At 66.0% G+C, this 16,989-nt stretch carries 14 protein-coding genes; 4 read left to right on the plus strand and 10 right to left on the minus strand.

What is annotated here, in order from left to right; genetic code table 11:
- The first annotated feature begins 117 nt into the window (after positions 1-117).
- Together ACTPOI_RS12005 and ACTPOI_RS12010 are read left to right on the plus strand one after the other, a co-directional pair.
- Positions 118-1,047 (plus strand): adenylate/guanylate cyclase domain-containing protein, encoded by a 930-nt coding sequence (locus ACTPOI_RS12005; RefSeq protein ID WP_440109066.1) that lies wholly within the window; start codon positions 118-120, stop codon positions 1,045-1,047.
- Positions 1,048-1,169: 122 nt separating this feature from the next.
- Positions 1,170-3,701 carry a penicillin acylase family protein gene (locus tag ACTPOI_RS12010; RefSeq protein ID WP_440109068.1) on the plus strand — a complete coding sequence of 844 codons (2,532 nt, stop codon included), beginning with the start codon at positions 1,170-1,172 and terminating at the stop codon, positions 3,699-3,701.
- A 127-nt stretch (positions 3,702-3,828) separates the two neighbouring features.
- Here ACTPOI_RS12010 and ACTPOI_RS12015 read toward each other — a convergent pair whose 3' ends face one another.
- Positions 3,829-4,428: a hypothetical protein gene (locus tag ACTPOI_RS12015; RefSeq protein ID WP_440109070.1), complete on the minus strand. Its 600-nt coding sequence runs from the start codon at positions 4,426-4,428 to the stop codon at positions 3,829-3,831.
- A 234-nt stretch (positions 4,429-4,662) separates the two neighbouring features.
- Here ACTPOI_RS12015 and ACTPOI_RS12020 point away from each other — a divergent pair, with 234 nt between their 5' ends.
- Complete coding sequence (locus tag ACTPOI_RS12020; protein ID WP_440109072.1) at positions 4,663-5,430, plus strand: hypothetical protein; 768 nt, start codon at positions 4,663-4,665, stop codon at positions 5,428-5,430.
- A 98-nt stretch (positions 5,431-5,528) separates the two neighbouring features.
- On the opposite strand, the gene ACTPOI_RS12025 is transcribed toward ACTPOI_RS12020, so the two are convergent.
- From ACTPOI_RS12025 to ACTPOI_RS12045, 5 genes are all read right to left on the minus strand, one after another.
- Complete coding sequence (locus tag ACTPOI_RS12025; RefSeq protein ID WP_440109073.1) at positions 5,529-6,803, minus strand: acyl-CoA dehydrogenase family protein; 1,275 nt, start codon at positions 6,801-6,803, stop codon at positions 5,529-5,531.
- Positions 6,804-6,848: 45 nt separating this feature from the next.
- A complete protein-coding gene (locus tag ACTPOI_RS12030) occupies positions 6,849-7,934 on the minus strand; it encodes a phosphotransferase (RefSeq protein ID WP_440109075.1) in 1,086 nt (361 codons plus the stop codon).
- A gap of 15 nt (positions 7,935-7,949) precedes the next feature.
- Complete coding sequence (locus tag ACTPOI_RS12035) at positions 7,950-8,669, minus strand: Crp/Fnr family transcriptional regulator (protein ID WP_440109077.1); 720 nt, start codon at positions 8,667-8,669, stop codon at positions 7,950-7,952.
- A 229-nt stretch (positions 8,670-8,898) separates the two neighbouring features.
- Positions 8,899-9,678: an oxepin-CoA hydrolase, alternative type gene (locus ACTPOI_RS12040; RefSeq protein WP_440109079.1), complete on the minus strand. Its 780-nt coding sequence runs from the start codon at positions 9,676-9,678 to the stop codon at positions 8,899-8,901.
- A 113-nt stretch (positions 9,679-9,791) separates the two neighbouring features.
- Entirely contained in the window at positions 9,792-11,312 is a 1,521-nt protein-coding gene (locus ACTPOI_RS12045; RefSeq protein ID WP_440109081.1) for a 3-hydroxyacyl-CoA dehydrogenase, read from the minus strand.
- A gap of 752 nt (positions 11,313-12,064) precedes the next feature.
- Between ACTPOI_RS12045 and ACTPOI_RS12050 the strand changes: the two genes are divergently transcribed.
- A complete protein-coding gene (locus ACTPOI_RS12050) occupies positions 12,065-13,537 on the plus strand; it encodes a hypothetical protein (protein ID WP_440109083.1) in 1,473 nt (490 codons plus the stop codon).
- Positions 13,538-13,652: 115 nt separating this feature from the next.
- Here ACTPOI_RS12050 and ACTPOI_RS12055 read toward each other — a convergent pair whose 3' ends face one another.
- The 4 genes from ACTPOI_RS12055 to thiO all read right to left on the minus strand — a co-directional run bounded on the left by ACTPOI_RS12055 (position 13,653) and on the right by thiO (position 16,772).
- Positions 13,653-14,558, minus strand: coding sequence for a thiamine phosphate synthase (locus ACTPOI_RS12055; RefSeq protein ID WP_440109085.1), 906 nt, complete (start codon positions 14,556-14,558; stop codon positions 13,653-13,655).
- Positions 14,551-15,360 (minus strand): thiazole synthase, encoded by an 810-nt coding sequence (locus tag ACTPOI_RS12060; protein WP_440109087.1) that lies wholly within the window; start codon positions 15,358-15,360, stop codon positions 14,551-14,553. The genes ACTPOI_RS12055 and ACTPOI_RS12060 overlap by 8 nt, the downstream gene beginning before the upstream one ends.
- A gap of 81 nt (positions 15,361-15,441) precedes the next feature.
- Positions 15,442-15,639: a sulfur carrier protein ThiS gene (thiS, locus tag ACTPOI_RS12065; RefSeq protein ID WP_440109089.1), complete on the minus strand. Its 198-nt coding sequence runs from the start codon at positions 15,637-15,639 to the stop codon at positions 15,442-15,444.
- Positions 15,636-16,772, minus strand: coding sequence for a glycine oxidase ThiO (gene thiO, locus ACTPOI_RS12070; protein ID WP_440109091.1), 1,137 nt, complete (start codon positions 16,770-16,772; stop codon positions 15,636-15,638). The genes thiS and thiO overlap by 4 nt, the downstream gene beginning before the upstream one ends.
- Positions 16,773-16,989 lie beyond the last annotated feature (217 nt).

Genomic DNA, 16,989 nt, shown 5'->3' on the forward strand with positions numbered 1-16,989 from the left:
CACAAGCCAGAGCACCAAGCGCTCCGCCATCGCTAACGTTCGTTGAAGATTGCCCTGCACGCGATCTGCCGGGCTGGACTAAACTGGTTGCATCATGTTGCTTTTGTTGCGTTGCCCATGACCGTGCTGTCGACGGTCGTCTTTGCCGATATCTCGGGCAGCGCTTCCCTGTACGAAACCTTGGGCAACGAACGCGCCACCGAGGCGATCACCAAGATGACCCAGTGGCTGGGTGATACGGTGGAGTCGCAAGGGGGGCGTGTGGTCAAGACCCTCGGTGACGGGGTGCTCGGCCTGTTTGGTGATGCTTCGGGCGCCGTCGCTGCAATGGCGCATCTGCTGCGTGAGCACCTGGCCCGGCTGGACCGCTGGCCACAGCCGCTGCAGCTGAACATTCGCGTGGGTATTGCCAGCGGCGACGTCGTCGATGTGGACGGCGACTGCTATGGCGATGCGGTCAACGTGGCTGCGCGCCTTTGCGAACTGGCCGGGCCTGGCGAGATCTGGGCCACCGAAATCTCGGTGCTGCTGGCGGGTACCGCAGCAGACGTGCACTACCGCAACCTGGGCCAGATGGATCTGCGCGGCAAAGCCAATCCGCTGGTGTTGTACCAAATTGAATGGCGCGAAAACGAGGCGCTTGATTCACTCACGATGCAGGCGGCGCTGGCCAGCAATTTTGCGCCGATGGATTCGATCCTTGGTCAGATCCAGTTTTCGTGGCACGGCATCGACATGACCTTTGCCTCCACCGATGCCCCGGTGCATGTGGGCCGTGCAAACCACGCCCAGTTGTGCATCAACGACCCCCGCGTCTCGCGTCTGCATGCGCGCATCGACTGGCGCAACAGCGGATTCCTGCTGACAGACCTGAGCAGCTTCGGCACATGGGTGCAATTTGAGGGCAGCGCGTCGCCTGTGCGGCTGCGGCGTGACGCCTGCATCCTGCATGGCGGTGGGCAGATTGCGCTGGGGGTTTCCTTCAGCGAGCCCAGCGCACCGGTTCTGACCTTCCGCATCGCGGGCAGCAGCGTACACCTGCGCTGACGCACAGCCCGCACGGCGCCAGCCGTGCCGCACGCAAGCGGGACAGTTGCCACCCCCGGCTTGCATCAAAATCCAGTCAGGCGATATCGCCCCAAAAAACCGACTCAACGGAGATCAGAACAATGGCGTGGATGAAGCGAACAGCCGTGGGGCTGGTGGTGGTCGCCTTGCTGGCGGGCACAGCAGCAGCGGTGTACGTGCAGCGCAGCTTTGCTGTGCTGGACGGCAAGCTGGAAGTGGGCGGCCTGCAGGCGCCGGTGACGGTTCAGCGCGACGCCTCGGACGTGACGCACATCAGTGCACAGAGCCCGCAGGACGTGTGGTTTGCCATGGGCTACGTACACGCTCAAGAGCGTACCTGGCAGCTGGAGTTCAACCGCCGCGTGATGCATGGACAGCTCTCCGAAGTGTTCGGCCCAGCCACGCTCGAGACCGACAAGCTGATGCGCGCGCTGGACATCGCCGGCGCGGCGCGGCGCCAATACGAGGGCTTGCCAGCGTACGCCAGGGAGGCCCTGCAGGCCTACAGCCAGGGTATCAACGCCTTCCACAAAGACCGCCCGCAAGCCCTGCCACCGGAGTTCCACATCCTGCGCGTCACCCCCGGTGGAGCTGCCGGCAAGGTGTGGGAGCCGGAAGACAGCGTGGGCTGGGCGCTGATGATGGCGCTGGACCTGGGCGGCAACTGGGGCAATGAATTCGCCCGCCTGTCTGTGGCAGGCACCCTGGACACCGGTCGCCTGTGGCAGCTGATGCCGCCGTACCCCGGCGAGGCCCCGGTGGCTACCGCCGACCTGGCCACGCTGTACCGCGAGCTGGGCGTGTACCGCAACGCGCCCGCAGGCACCGCCCAGGCGGCCGCTGTGTCGCAAGCGCCTGCAGCGGCAATCGGGCAGGGACCGTTGTCGGCACAGGTGAGCGCGGGCATGCTGGCCTGGGCAGATGAGCTCACCCGCAACGCGGGCACCAACGACGGCAAGGGCAGCAACAACTGGGTGCTGTCGGGCATCCGCACCGTCAGCGGCAAACCGCTGCTTGCCAACGACCCGCACCTGGGCCTTTCGGCGCCGGCCATCTGGTACTTTGCCGGGCTCAAGGCCCCTGCAGGCAAGGCCAAAGACGGCACCGATGTGGCAGCCATTGACGCCGTGGGCGCGACCCTGCCAGGCCTTCCCTTTGTCGTGCTGGGCCGCACCAGCCGCGTGGCCTGGGGCTTTACCAACACCGGGCCCGACGTGCAGGACCTGTACCTGGAGCAGATCAACCCCGCCAACCCGGCGCAGTACCGCACGCCCGATGGCTGGGCGGACTTTGCAGTGCGCAATGAGACCATTCGCGTCAAGGGCGAGGCCGACGTGCAGATCAAGCTGCGCAGTACCCGCCACGGCCCGGTGCTGAGCGATGCCCAGAAATCGCACGCCGATGTGCTGGACCTCGGCAAATACGTGCTGGCCCTGCGCTGGACGGCGCTCGATGCCGACAACCAGACGGTGCTGGCAGGCCTGCAGACCAACCAGGCCACCACGGTGGACGAGCTGTTCGCGGCTCTGTCGCACTACCACTCGCCCATGCAGAGCGTGGTGGCGGCCGACGACCAGGGCAACATCCGCTTCAAGGCCATGGGCCGTGTGCCAGTACGCGATGCCGCTAACGACATTCGCGGTGCGGCGCCGTCCCCGGGCTGGGACGCGCGCTACGACTGGAAGGGCTGGCTGCCGCTCGCGCAGACCCCGCAGGACGATGGTGCAGCCAAAGGCTGGGTGGCCACTGCCAACCAGCGCGTCACGGCTCCCGGATACCCGCACTACATCACGCAGGACTGGGCGCTGCCCTACCGCTACGACCGCATTGCCCAGCTCATCGAAGCGACCGACAAGCACGACGCAGCGAGCATGCAGGCCATCCACCGCGACATCACCTCGCTGGCCACGCGCAAGCTGCTGCCGCAGCTGCAACAGGCCACGTCCAGCCACCCGCTGGCTGCGGCAGTCCAGGCGCAGCTCAAGGACTTTGACGGCGTGATGGATGCCGCCAAGCCCGCGCCGCTGGTGTTCGCAGCCTGGGCCGACGAGCTCACGCGCGGGCTGATCGTGCCGCGCATCGGCGAGGCGCGTTTTACGGCCACCTACGGCAAGCGCGACTACCGCGCCGCACTGGAAGGCATTCTGGAGCGCAACGACGCATGGTGGTGCCAGCCATTGACCTGCGCCGAGCAATCAAGTGCTGCACTGGGCCGCGCCCTCGATCGACTGCAGGCGGAGTATGGTGCAGACCCGGGCGCGTGGCGCTGGGGCGCCGCCCACCCCGCCGTCAGCGCCCACCGCCCGTTCAGCAACGTGGCGGCGCTGGCCCGCTACTTCGACGTGAGCGTGCCCTCGCACGGCGACTCGTACACCGTCAACGTGGGCCAGTACAACGCGGGCGAGGCCAAGGGACCGTTTGTGAACCGCCACGCCGCTTCGCTGCGCGCGGTGTACGACCTGGCCGATCTGGAGCAATCTGCATTCATTTACCAGACCGGGCAAAGCGGCCTGGTGTTTTCGCCGCGCTACCGTGACATGGCAGACACCTGGGCACAGACCGGATACCGGCCGCTGCAGCGCCAGCCTGCAAGGTGGGTGCACCAGCTGACCCTGGCGCCTGCGGCGAAGTAGGGGCCGGCTCGCCCACGTCCTAGTGCTGCTTGGTGGGGTGGGGGCCTGTCGAATGCGGACAGAGGCTGGAGATGCGTCTTACGTGGCTCCGTCCATGAATTTTTGTCCAAAAACGGCCTGTAGCGCTTTAAGAATACGCACTTGCAGCTATAAAAAATGTAGCAAATGGCTCGGTGTCTGGCAGTACGTACGCGACGCCCGGGCCCGCACCCAGCAGCGGTGCAATGTGCGCGTTGTAGAACGCCTCGGGTGCGTTGATGCAGCCGTAGCTGATGCGCCTGTCGGCGGTGGTGGCGCTGGCCAGGCGCTGCTGCCTGCGCTCGGCGGCGCTCACGCTGCGCACGCGGTGCAGGGATACCGCGGTCTCGTAGTCGATCCAGACAATGTCATCCCCGCGCAGGTTGCGTCCGGGTTCGGTGGCGAAGCGGCCGGCGGGGGTCGTGCGCTCCTCGGGGCGGATCTGTGACAGCGGACGAGTGCCGATGTCGGGCACGGAGCGGTCGCCGCGCGCCGAGCCGAGCAATACCGGTGCGCTGGCCAGCCATTGCGCACCCGCCGAGAAGACGTGGATGGATGCGCGCGGCTTGTCTACCACCACAAACGGCAGGCCCTGGTGGTCCCGCGTGCCGCTGGCCCATCGCACGATGCGCTGCGCGTCGTCCGAGGCGCCAGCGATCGGCCAGCTGGCGCCGTGCGCCAGCAGCGGGCTTGCCACGGGGGCGAGCACTGCGGCGTGCAAAAACAGCCTGCGGGCATGGAAACAAGGCGTTTGGGGGCGCGGATTGGGGGGCAGCATGGAGCAGTGGTGTGGATTGCAGCGCTCACCAGTTTGCCACTGGCGCAGTTGCCTTCAATAATGCAGACAACCCATCCTCTGTGCAGTGCCGTCGCGCTGCGCCCCGCCATGCTGTTCCAGCGCCTTCGCAATGTTTTTCGTTCCGCTCGTCGTCACACCAGATCCATGGGGGGCGTGACCAATGCAGAGGTCGCGCGGTGGGCGGCTACGCAGCAGTTGGCGATCGTGCTGCAGGCCACCGACGGCTACTTTGACCTGGGCGGAGACCTGCATGGACGCCCCTGGAGGCTGGAGTGCGGCCCGGCCGCGCGCGGCTATGTGCGAGGCCTGGAGCTGCGTGGCCGTGCCGACATGGACGCCGACACCGATGCTGCGGTGATGGTCCTCAATCGGGCGCTGCTCGAATCGCTGGAAGGTCTGGCCTATGAAGCCATTACCGACACGCTGCAGACTACGGTGAACGCGGATCTGCCCGAGGAAATACGTTGGCTGGCCATGTATGAAGAGGTGTCCTGGCCGGGCCTGCCGGCATCGTTCCGGCAGCATTTCGCCGTGGTGGCCGAGCACGCGGAAACGGCGCAACGCTGGGTGCAGGCCCCGCTGGTTTCGCAGCTGCTCGATATCGCTGAAAGCGAGGACGTGGATCAGGATCGGGCCCAGTCGCCCGTGCTGCTGATGCTGGTGCGTGGCAAGGTGTACCTGCGCATGGAGCACACCCGGCGCACGCTGGCCGAGGTGGCGTACGCCACCCACGCGCTGCTGGTGGCGGCGCAGAGTGCCATGCAGCACGTCGCGCCCATGCCTGCGCAGATGTCTTCCGAGGCACCTGAGCCATCCGTTGAAGGAGCTGCAGGGCAGGGCGCAGTGCACGATGCACCTCCGCCGGGCAACGACGCGCCGGGTCAGACGCGTGCGTCGTCGGAGGCCGCGTAGCGTCAGCCCGCCAAGGTCGACTGAGCCCATCGGCATACCACTTGGCCTGCCCATGAAAAAGCGGCCCGAAGGCCGCTTTTATCGTTCTGGTGGATGTCTCAGCTGCCACGCGTAACGGGCACGCTGGCATCGCGGCCATAGGCGCCGTACTTGCCCAGCTCCCACTTGGCAATGGCGTTGCGGTGCACCTCGTCCGGGCCGTCGGCGAACCGCAGCGTGCGCGCATTGGCGTAGGCGTAGGCCAACGGGAAGTCGTCGCTCACGCCGCCGCCGCCATGCACCTGCATGGCCCAGTCGATCACTTCGCAGGCCATGGTGGGTGCCACCACCTTGATCATGGCGATCTCGGTGCGGGCCACCTTGTTGCCGGCGATGTCCATCAGCCATGCGGCCTTGAGCGTGAGCAGGCGGGCCATGTCAATCTTGCAGCGGGCCTCGGCAATGCGCTCTTGCGTCACGGTCTGCTGGGCCACCGTCTTGCCAAACGCCACGCGTGAGGATGCGCGCTTGCACATCAGTTCCAGCGCACGCTCGGCCAGGCCGATGAGGCGCATGCAATGGTGGATGCGCCCGGGGCCCAGGCGCCCCTGGGCGATCTCGAAGCCGCGGCCTTCACCCAGCAGGATGTTGGAGACCGGCACCCGCACGTTTTCGAACGTCATCTCGACGTGGCCGTGGGGCGCATCGTCGTAGCCAAACACGTTGAGCGGGCGAATGATGGTGATGCCCTTGGCATCGGCGGGCACCAGCACCATGCTTTGCTGCGAGTGGCGCGCGGCCTCTGGATCGGTCTTGCCCATGGTGACGAACACTGCGCAGCGTGGGTCGGCTGCACCCGAGATCCACCACTTGCGGCCATTGATCACGTATTCGTCGCCATCGCGCTCGATGCGGGTCTCGATATTGGTCGCGTCGCTGGATGCCACGGCCGGTTCGGTCATCGCAAAGGCGGAGCGGATCTTGCCTTCGAGCAGGGGCTTGAGCCAACGGGCCTTGTTGGCTTCATCGCCATAGCGCGCAATGGTTTCCATGTTGCCCGTGTCGGGGGCAGAGCAGTTGAACACCTCGCTGGCCCATGGCACACGGCCCATGATTTCGGCCAGGGGCGCGTATTCCTGGTTGGTCAGGCCTGCGCCTTCGTAGCCGGAAGCTGCCGCGCTGTCGACCGGCAGGAACAGGTTCCACAGGCCGGCGGCCTGGGCCTTGGGCTTGAGCTTTTCGATGGTGGTGAGCGCGGACCAGCGCTTGCCGGCGGCCGTGTTGGCCGCCAGTTCGGCCGCGTAGGCAGGCTCGGCCGGGTAGATGTGGTCGTCCATGAACTGGAGCAGTTTGGCCTGCAGTTCCTTGGTCTTGGGGGAGTAGTCAAAGTCCATGGGGTCTCCGTCAAAAAATCGGTGGGGCGGGGTGCTGCGATGGGCTCAGCCGCGCTGCGCAAACGACCAGGCCAGTTGCGCCATGGGCCGTGCCGTGTCGCCTGAAGCCTTGGCTTGCGCGCTGGAGGCCGTGCCGGCCTCTACCCGCTTGGCAATGCCCTGCAGGATGGCTGCGATGCGGAACATGTTGTAGGCCAGGTAGAAGTTCCAGTCGGCACGCAGTGAGTCGGGCGTGGCAATGCCGGTGCGCTCGCAGTAGCGGCGGATGTAGGTGTCTTCGTCGGGGATGCCCAGCGCGGCGACATCCAGCCCGGCGATGCCCCGGCCGAGCGAGGCGGGGATGTGCCAGCTCATGCAGTGGTAGCTGAAGTCGGCCAGTGGATGGCCCAGCGTGGACAGCTCCCAGTCCAGCACGGCGATCACGCGGGGCTCGGTAGGGTGGAACATCAGGTTATCCAGCCGGTAGTCGCCGTGCACTATGGAGACATGGCTCTCGTCCCGGGCGCTGGCGGGCATGTTCGCTGGCAGCCATTCCATCAGGCGGTCCATCTCCTCGATGGGCTGGGTGATGGACGCTACGTACTGTTTGCTCCAGCGGCCGATCTGGCGGTCGAAATAGTTGCCCGGTTTGCCGTAACCGGCCAGGCCGCGGTCGGCAAACTTCACGGTGTGCAGTGCCGAGATCACGCGGTTCATCTCGTTGTAGATGGCACCGCGCTCGGCAGGCTCCATGCCGGGCAGCGACTGGTCCCACAGCACGCGCCCCTGCATGCATTCCATGACGTAGAACGCGCGGCCGATCACGCTTTCGTCCTCGCACAGCACGTGCATGCGCGGCACAGGCACATCGGTGCCGTACAGGCCACTCATCACGGCGAACTCGCGCTCGATGGCATGGGCCGATGGCAGCAGCTTGGCCACCGGGCCGGGCTTGGAGCGCATGACGTAACTGGCCGTGGGCGTGTTCAGCTTGTACGTGGGGTTGGACTGGCCCCCCTTGAACATCTCCACACTCAGCGGGCCGACAAAGCCTTCCATGTGCTTTTCCAGCCAGGCGGTCAGTGCGCCGGTGTCAAAAGCGTGCTGTTCAGAAACCGGGCGCGTGCCGACGAAATGGTCAAAGTTGCTCATGGATACGGGGGTATTTCAGTTGTCAGTCTCGGCAATGCGCATGAGCGCTTCCCGATCGCGCACCACCAGGCCGCCCGGCTCGATGCGGATGGCATCCTCGCGCTCCATGGCCTTGAGCTCCTGGTTGACCCGCTGGCGCGATGCGCCCAGCAGTTGCGCCAGTTCTTCCTGTGCCAGTTGCAGGCCGATGCGCATCTCGCTGCCATCCGACAGGCTGGGGATGCCGTAGCTGCGCACGAGGTGCATCAGCTGCTTGGCAAGCCGTGCGCGCAAGGGCAGCGTGTTGAGGTCTTCCACCAGGCCGTACAGCTGGCGTATGCGTCGCGCATGCAGGCGCAGCATGGCTTCGTAGAACTCCACATGGGCGGCGAGAATCTTGCGGAAGTCGGCCTTGGCCACGCACAGGATGGTGGTGTCGCCATGGGCGTACGCATCGTGCGTGCGGCGATCGCCGTCGAAGATCGCCACGTCGCCAAACCAGATGCCGGGCTCCACGTACGTCAGCGTGATCTGCTTGCCCGATATGGAAGTCGAGCTCACGCGCACCGCGCCCCGGGCGCACGCAATCCACTCCTCGGGCGGGTCCCCGCGGGCGGCTATCAGGCCGCCGTCCTTGAAGCGTTTGACGTATGCACATCGCAGGATGTCGTGACGTAGTGAAGGTGAAAGAGATGAAAACCAGCGACCTGAGTTGATCGCTTCTCGTTCTTCGATAGTAAGAATCGGGTCGTCCATGGGCTGTCTTTTGCGTGACTGGTAACAGGACCATTGTCGCGTCAGGGACCGTCGCCCCGCGTCAGGGTTTGTCACCTGCGTGTCTGCATGGGTCTGACCCGGCGCGGTACCTCTTGAAGCCACGCCGAGCAAGCCGCAAGCGATCAATAAAAAACCGGGTCCGCATTACACGAAGCCCGGTCTGGCGAGTGCCTGCACCCCGCGATGGCGCGTGTGCAGGTGGTACGCGCTACTCGTAACGCGGTGTGCGTTTTTCCAGAAAGGCGCTGATGCCTGCGCCCGCGTTGGCGTGGTGCAGGTTCTTCACGAAGTGGTCGCGCTCCTGGTTGAGGTGCTGCGTCAGGCTGGCGTGGGGCGCATCGTTAATGAGCTCCTTGATGCTGGCCAGCGCATTGGGCGCACGCGCGTTGAGCTGCTCTGCCAGCGCCAGCGCTGCATCCAGCGCATTGCCCGGCTCGGCGATGCGATTGACCAGGCCCAGTGCGTGCAGCCGCTCGGCACCCAGGCGGTCGCCGCACATCAGGATCTCGGCGGCCATCTGCCGCGACAGGCCGTGCACCAGGCTCCAGCTGCCGCCGCCATCGGGCGACAGCGCCACGTTGCTGTAGGCCATCACAAACACAGCATTGCGCGCTGCCACGATCATGTCGCAGGCCAGCGCCAGCGAGAAGCCCGCGCCGGCGGCAGCGCCCTCGACCGCTGCGATCACGGGCTTGGGATACGTGCGGATGGTTTCGATCCAGTTGTGCAGGCCTTCAATGCTCTGCGCCTGGACCTCGGGGTCTTGCTGCCGGTTGGCCAGCAGGCGTTCCAGATTGCCTCCGGCGCAAAACATGCCGTCGGCACCGGTAAGGATCACGCTGCGGATGTCTGCACTGCGTTCGGCAACGCCCAGGGCCTCGATGCCCGCGGCATACATCGCCGGGTCGATGGCGTTGCGCCGCTCCGGGTTGCGAAGGGTGAGGATCAGGGTCTGGCCCTGGCTGGTGCTCTGGAGTTCTGCGGGCATGGGAGACCTCGGGTGGGGACTTCAGGCAGCGGGACGCTGGGCGGGCTGTGCCATCAGGCGCCCACCGCATCGCGAACACGGGGCAGGGCGCTGTACTGCATGGCGGTACTGCGTCATTCTTCGACGTGCGTCAGGCTCAGGCCGATAGCGCCGCGCCGACGCAGCCAGGGACTGGGCCGGTAGCGTGTGTCGCCATAAACGGTCTGCATGTTGAACAGCACTTCGAGAATGTTCGTGGGGCCCCAGCGGTCACCCATGGCCAGAGGACCGAGCGGGTAACCCAGACCCAGCGTCACCGCGGTCTCCAGGTCGCGCGGGCTGCAGATGCCCTGCTGGCAGATGTCGCTGGCGATGTTGACGATGGTCGCCACCACGCGCTGCGTCACAAAGCCGCCGCTGTCGCGGATCACGCTCACGGCCTTGCCGTCGCGGGCGAACAGGGCATGCGCTGCGTTGCGGATGTCCACACGCGTGGCCGGGTTGGTAGCCAGCACGCGGCGCCGCGTGGCCGCATCGTCAATCAGCATGTCGATACCGATGGTGCGGGCCGGGTCCAGCCGCTCGACGACGGCCACGGTGGTCACGTCAAACCCCAGTGGTGCCACCAGGGTGATCGCGTGCGCAGAAGGCGACTGGCCGGTTTCAATCGTTGCGCCCAGGTCCTTGAGCAACTGGTACAGCTCTGCCCGGCGCGAGGCCCGCGGTGACACCCATACGGGTGGAATCTGCTCGACCACTGGCACCGGTGGTTCCGGTGGTACCTGTGCCACGCCGTTGGCGTACCGGTAAAAGCCTTCGCCTACCTTCTTGCCGAGCAGCCCGCCTGCAAGACGTTGTGCCGTGATGACACTGGGCCGAAAGCGGGGCTCGTCGTAGTACTGGCGGTAGATGGATTCCATCACCGGGTGCGAGACATCCAGCGCCGTTAGATCCATCAACTCGAACGGCCCGAGCTTGAACCCCACCTGGTCGCGCAGGATGCGGTCCACGGTAGCGAAATCAGTAACGCCTTCGCCCACGATGCGCAGCGCCTCGGTGCCGAAGCCGCGGCCGGCATGGTTGACGATGAAGCCTGGCGTGTCCTGCGCCTGTACCGGCGTGTGCCCCATCTGCCGGGCATAGTTCACCAGCGCTGCGCAAATCGCCGGGTCCGTCTTCAGCCCTGCAATGACCTCCACCACCTTCATCAGCGGGACCGGGTTGAAGAAGTGAAAGCCCGCGAGCTGCCCAGGCCGGGGCAGCCCCGCCCCAATGGCCGTGACCGACAGGGAGGATGTATTGGTCGCGAGCACGGCGTCATCGCGCAGAACCTTTTGCAGTTGCGCCAGCAACGCCTGCTTGGCGTCCAGCCGCTCGACGATGGCCTCTACGACGAGGTCACATGCAGCAAGGTCTGCAACCGCGGCGACGGGGCACAACCGTGCTGCATAGGCGCTGGCTTGGGTGTCGTCGAGCCGGCCCTTGGCGACCAGCCTGGCCCACTGGTCTTCGAGCGCGGCCTTGGCGGCTTCGGCTGCCCCCGGATTGGCGTCCAGGAGCAACACCTCGCTCCCGGCCTGGGCTGCGATTTGGGCGATGCCACGGCCCATGGCGCCGGTGCCTGCAATTCCGATGCGGGGAAACTGAATTTTCATAGCGCGATTATGGCTGTGGCTCTAGTTGCGCGTTGTGTGCAAGAATCATCCGCACCCGAGTAGAATGAATTGTGAAAATCAGTAACACCATATTTGGCGCTGGCGTGTGGATGCTTGCGGCCGGCGCCAGTGCCCTGTCGCTGGGCGGTAGCCGCGGCCAGGTCACCATTGGTGCGCCGGTAGATCTGGCCTTCGAGGTCCTGCCAGATGCGGGGTCCGACGTCGCCGGTTCGTGTGTTACCGCCGAGGTTGTCGCGGGCGACAACCCACTGGGGGAGGCCCGAGTGCTGGTAACGCCCATTGCCGAGTCGCGAGGCCGTCCCCCTGCCGTAAGGGTGCAGACTTCGGTGGTGGTGGATGAACCCGTCGTGAGGGTAACGGTCTCAGCGGGTTGTTCCGGCAAGGTCACCCGCACATATACGTTTCTTTCCGAGCTTCCTTCAGCGGCGTTGCGATCAGGCGGGCCGGTGGATGTTGCGCGACTGGCGCAGTCGGCTGTGCCTGGGGCAACGCCCGGGCCATTGCGTACACCCCTGGTGCCGGCGCCCTCCGAAGCCTCGGGTTCCGCGCCCCCGGCTCCAGTAAGGCGTGCACCCAGCCGCCCGGTTCAGGAGGACAACGCGAGGCCCGCGGCGGCTGCGCTGCCGCCGGGTCGCCCTGTCAAACCCAACCCAGTACCGGCGTCCTCGTCCGCCAAGGCACCCTCATCCCGCCTTGTGGTGGAGCCGCTTGACACCTGGCTCGACAGCCCTGTGGTGCTGCGCAGCGCTCCCCTGCTGAGCATCAAACCGGACGAGCAACCCTCTGCGCAGCGTGCGCAGGCGGCCGCCTTGTGGAAGGCTCTCAACGTACAACCCGGGGATGTGGACCCGGATGCAGAACGCGCAAAGGCGCTGGAGGGCGATCTCGCGACCGTGAAAGCCCAGGCAGCCCGCGATCGCGCCTCGGCAGCGCAGCTGCAGGAGCAGTTGGCGCAGGCCGAGAATGAGCGGTTTTCCCCTACGGTGGTGTACGGCCTCGCCGGTTTGCTGGCTTTGGCACTGGCTGCTGCTGCGTGGGCGCTGCTGCGGCTTCGGAACGCGTCGGACAGGGCGGTCAGGTCATGGCGTGATTCAGTGGCCCTGGGGACCCGGGAAGCGGTTGAGGCCCATGAAGCTTCGATGAGCCTCACGCCGCATCCGGACGACACCTGGCCTCCGTCGGAAACCCAACCGGGAGTTGGGCCTGTGTCCGGTCGTGCGGAACTGGATGTCACGACGGCGCCTGCGCCAGGGCCCGTGAGCGCCGGTGCGCCCCTGCAGGCTGCAGCAGCAGCGACGCCGCAGCCGAGGGCGCCCGCACCGCCACCCGGACCGGCGCTGCACATCGTCAATCCCGAAGAACTGTTCGACATCCAGCAGCAGGCAGAATTCTTCGTGTCGGTGGGCGAACACCAGCAAGCCATCGATGTGCTTAAACACCACATCGCCGAACACCGCAAGACGTCACCGCTCGCCTACCTGGAACTGCTGCGGCTTTATCACACGCTGAGCCGTGTGGACGAATTCACCCAGCTGCGACTGCAGTTCATGCAATCGTTCAATGCGCAGGTACCTGATTTCGCCACCTTCAGCCGCCCCGGCCGCGTGTTGGAGCATTACACCGATGCGCTGGCCGAAATAGAAGCGCAGTGGAGTGCTCCCGCGGTTCTCGAGCTGCTGGAAAGCTATCTTTTCCGCGAAGAGGGTAGTGCGGCTGTCGCCCCCTTCGACCTGGCAGCGTACGACGATCTGTTGTTGCTTTTGTCCATTGCCCAGACCACGCCGGCCAGTGCTCGGGGCGCACCGCCGCCGCGCAACCGCACCACGCCTATGGCGCCCCCGCGGAGCGAGTCGGCAGTGTTCAGCGGAGCCCTTGCGTCCGGGGCTGCTTTGGCAGCACCAGCTGGTGGCCTTGATGATGCTTCGCTGGACATGCTCGCCAGCGGGATCGATTTCGACTTCGATTCGCTGCCGGGTGGCCTGAACCTTGAACACGCCGCGGCAACCCCTTTTCCTGTAGATTCGCTCGCCGTGCCGCTCGACCTTGACCTGTCTGACGCACCACACCTGACGCTCAGCGATCTGCCTGCCGTGCCGGTCACTCCACCCCCACCTGCCGGGCAGCCCGTGGGTTTTGGCATGGACAACGAGTTGATGGAACTCAGGCTCGAACTAGACCAGCGCAAAAAGGGCGACATCGGTTAGGGCGTTCTGGCAGCCACCCAGCCCCACAAGGACATCGCGAGGCACCCCTTGCAGGGCAGTGGCATATGCCTGCCCTCACCACGCCCGTTTGCCATCGCAGGTGTGCCGTTTGCCGTCAGCCCTGCATCCGTGCCATGAGCTCAGCTGCCTGCGCCTCTGGATCAGCCACATTCACAAGCGCCCTTACCACCGCGATGGAGCCCACGCCGGTGGCAAGCACCTCGCCAAACTGTTCTGCCCCGATACCGCCGATGGCCACTTGCGGGTAACTGCGCAAAAGGCGCGCATACACACCCAGCCGACCCACGCCCTGTGGCGCAGTGGCCATTTTCTTGAGCGTGGTCGGAAAGACGGCGCCCATGGCGATGTAGCTCGGTCCTACGGCATCGGCGCGGACCATTTCTGCGTAGCCGTGGGTGCTGACCCCCAGGCGGACACCGCTGGCCCGCAACGCATCGAGTTCGTCGGGGCGCAACGCATCCAGGTCTTCCTGTCCCAGGTGGACTCCATAGGCACCTGCCTCGATGGCCGGCTGCCAGTGGTCGTTGATGAACAGCAGCGCACCAGTGCCCTGTACCGCAGCCACGGAAGCGGCGATTTCGCGCGCTACCGCCTTTGCATCTGTGGATTTGAAGCGCAACTGCACGGTGGGAACCCCGGCGCGCGCCATGCGGCCGACCCAGACCGCATCAGGCAGCACGGCGTACAGGCCGAGCTGCTGAGGGCAAGGGGCAAATGCGCGGGCGCGCGGCACCCGCTGGAGGCCGAAGTCCTGCGGTGCGCTCGGCCAGAGGGCCTCGTCAAAGCTGCCCGTGCGCAGCGTCTGTGCCTGCCACGCACTGGCCAGGCATCGTGCATCCGCGGCGATAAACCCGAGCTGGCTGCAGGCGTGCAATGCGGCTGCGTAGGCAGCGTCTTGCGATGCTGCATCCGGTACTGGCTGCGGTTCAAAGCCGGCAAATGTCGTGGCGTGGTGTGCCACGATGGCTTGCGCCATGTGCCCGATATCGTGCTTACTCATGGCCGTGGTGCCAGAAAGGTGTACCCAGCACAGGGGTGCTCGGCTGTGCTGCATCCTGTGCCGCCATGGCGCCCGCCATGCGGGCTGCCCGGCCACCATTCACGGCGTCGGCAAACGCCCCCGCCATGGCCACCGGGTCCTGGGCCAAGGCGACGGCAGTGTTGAGTAGCACCCCGTCGTAGCCCCATTCCATCACTTGGCAGGCGTGCGACGGCAGGCCCAGCCCGGCGTCGACCAGCATGGGCACATCCAGCCGCTCGCGCAGCATCTGTAGCGCATAGGGGTTGACGGGGCCGCGCCCGGTGCCGATGGGCGCCGCCCAAGGCATCACGGCCTGGCAGCCCACATCCACCAGGCGCTGGCACAGCACCAGGTCTTCGGTGCAGTACGGCAGCACCTGAAAGCCTTCCTTGATCAGGTGCTCCGCTACGCCCACCAGGTTCAGCGTGTCGGGCTGCAGCGTGTAGTCATCGCCGATCAGTTCCAGTTTGATCCAGGGCGTGTTGAACACTTCGCGCGCCATCTGGGCCGTGGTGATGGCCTCTTGCGCGCTGTGGCAGCCGGCGGTGTTGGGCAGCACGGGCACATTGAGTTTGCGCAGCAGTTCCCAGAAGCTGCTGCCACTTTCAGCCGGGTTGCTGCCCTGGCGACGCAGCGATGCCGTGACCATGGCCGGGCGGGCGCGCTGCACGGCAGCTTCCAGCACGGCGGGCGACGGGTAGCGCGAGGTGCCCAGCAGCAGGCGGCTGTCGAACGACTGGCCGTAGAGCACCAATGGGTCTCGGGGTGTCGAAGAAATCATGTTTACTATGGTTTTGATAGCTACCAGCGCCTTGCTGGAAAGCGCTAGAGGCCAATCTGAATCATTATTTCACGCAGAGGGTCAACCACCCGTCACGGGCGAGATGATTTCCACGCGGTCGCCGGGCTGCAGGGCTTGCGCGGCGTAGCGGGTGTTGGGCACAAAGGTGGTGTTCACGGCCACGGCAAAAGGCGGGCGCGCGGCAATGGCTGCCACGGCGTCGGACACGGTGGCGCCGTCGGGCAGCTCGTGCGGGATCTGGTTGATGGAGATGTTCATGCAAGGACAGGGGCGGCTGCGGCGCTGGGCAGGGCGGGCGTGCCCGGCGCCAGCTCCAGCATGAGGTCAAAACGTTGCGAAAGCGCCGATTGTCCTGTGTTCAGGATGTCCAGCGTCACGTCCAGCATCGCCGGGGCAATCATGAAGCCGTGGCGGTACAGGCCGTTGATTTCCAGCACGCCTTCCCGGGGCTGGCGGATGGCCGGCAGGTTGTTGGCCAGTGTGGGCCGGCACTGCGTGGCCAGCTCCAGCACGCGCCCTTCGGCAAAGCCAGGGTGTACAGCGTAGGCGGCGCTCAGCAGCTCCAGCGTGGACCGTGCACTGACCGGAGAAAGGTCGTCCGACTCGATCTCGGTCGCACCGATCACGAAGACATGGTCTTCCTTGGGCGCGATATAGATCGGGTAGCGCGGGTGCACCAGCCGCGTGGGCCGCTGCAGGGTCACGTCGGGTGCATGGATGCGTGCCACCTCGCCGCGCACACCGCGCAGCGCCGGCCAGTGCGCCCGGGCGCCCAGGCCGCGGCAGTCCACCACCCAGTCCGGCTGGCCAGGCTTGCCGGGGTCGAAGGTTTCTGGTGACGCAGGTGTGTTCCAGTGGGCCACCGCGCCCAGCCGCTGCATGTCGGTGGCCAGGGCAGCCAGCAGCTGCCGGTTGTCGAGCTGGCCTTCGCCCGGCAGGAACAGCCCTTGCGAGAACCGCTGTGCCAGCGTGGGCTCGGCCTGCGCCAGTGCCTGGCTGTCGAGCTTTTGAAGGGCGGGCAGCTCGGGCACGGTGTGCTGGTTGGCTTCAAGCTGGCGTGTCAGGCGCTGGGCCTCGGCCGCGTCCTGCCGATGCCACACGATGAGCGTGCCGGCCTGCTGGAAGAACACGGGGTCCGCCAGCGCTGCCAGCAGCTGAGGCCACCGCGTGAGCCCGTGGTGACCCATGCGCACCACGCCAGGTTCCGTAATGGCAGATTCGGCCAGCGGGGCGAGCATGGCCGCGGCCACACGCGCGGCCGACTGGCCGGCATCCGGGCCCCCGGCGTCATAGATTTCAACGCGGTGGCCTTGGCGCGCCAGTTCCACGGCGAGCAGCCGGCCCATGAGGCCGGCGCCCAGAATGGCAAAGGAAGAGGGTGGCAGTGACATAGGTCCGTTGATCGTGTCCGTGCGCTGGCGTGGTGGGCGAGCATGGACAAAACGGGTGGCACCGCGATGGAAACTCCCCACGCCAGCATGACCTGGATCGGGTAGCGGGGCCTGTGAGGTCTTGAACAGACTCTGATGGCCCCAGGGTATTTCTCAGCCAAAGCCTGCGCACTGCGCGGCACGGCACCCCTGTTTCGTCCGAAAAAATCAATTACAG

Source organism: Acidovorax sp. BL-A-41-H1 (genome assembly GCF_051942715.1).

Bases quoted from the DNA above. Each gene is read 5' to 3' on its own strand.
- ACTPOI_RS12055 (WP_440109085.1), bottom strand. From the start codon at position 14,558: ATGAGTAAGCACGATATCGGGCACATGGCGCAAGCCATCGTGGCACAC.
- ACTPOI_RS12045 (WP_440109081.1), bottom strand. From the start codon at position 11,312: ATGAAAATTCAGTTTCCCCGCATCGGAATTGCAGGCACCGGCGCCATG.
- ACTPOI_RS12060 (WP_440109087.1), bottom strand. From the start codon at position 15,360: ATGATTTCTTCGACACCCCGAGACCCATTGGTGCTCTACGGCCAGTCG.
- thiS (WP_440109089.1), bottom strand. From the start codon at position 15,639: ATGAACATCTCCATCAACCAGATCCCGCACGAGCTGCCCGACGGCGCC.
- ACTPOI_RS12035 (WP_440109077.1), bottom strand. From the start codon at position 8,669: ATGGACGACCCGATTCTTACTATCGAAGAACGAGAAGCGATCAACTCA.
- ACTPOI_RS12025 (WP_440109073.1), bottom strand. From the start codon at position 6,803: ATGGACTTTGACTACTCCCCCAAGACCAAGGAACTGCAGGCCAAACTG.
- thiO (WP_440109091.1), bottom strand. From the start codon at position 16,772: ATGTCACTGCCACCCTCTTCCTTTGCCATTCTGGGCGCCGGCCTCATG.
- ACTPOI_RS12020 (WP_440109072.1), top strand. From the start codon at position 4,663: ATGGGGGGCGTGACCAATGCAGAGGTCGCGCGGTGGGCGGCTACGCAG.
- ACTPOI_RS12005 (WP_440109066.1), top strand. From the start codon at position 118: ATGACCGTGCTGTCGACGGTCGTCTTTGCCGATATCTCGGGCAGCGCT.
- ACTPOI_RS12030 (WP_440109075.1), bottom strand. From the start codon at position 7,934: ATGAGCAACTTTGACCATTTCGTCGGCACGCGCCCGGTTTCTGAACAG.
- ACTPOI_RS12010 (WP_440109068.1), top strand. From the start codon at position 1,170: ATGGCGTGGATGAAGCGAACAGCCGTGGGGCTGGTGGTGGTCGCCTTG.
- ACTPOI_RS12040 (WP_440109079.1), bottom strand. From the start codon at position 9,678: ATGCCCGCAGAACTCCAGAGCACCAGCCAGGGCCAGACCCTGATCCTC.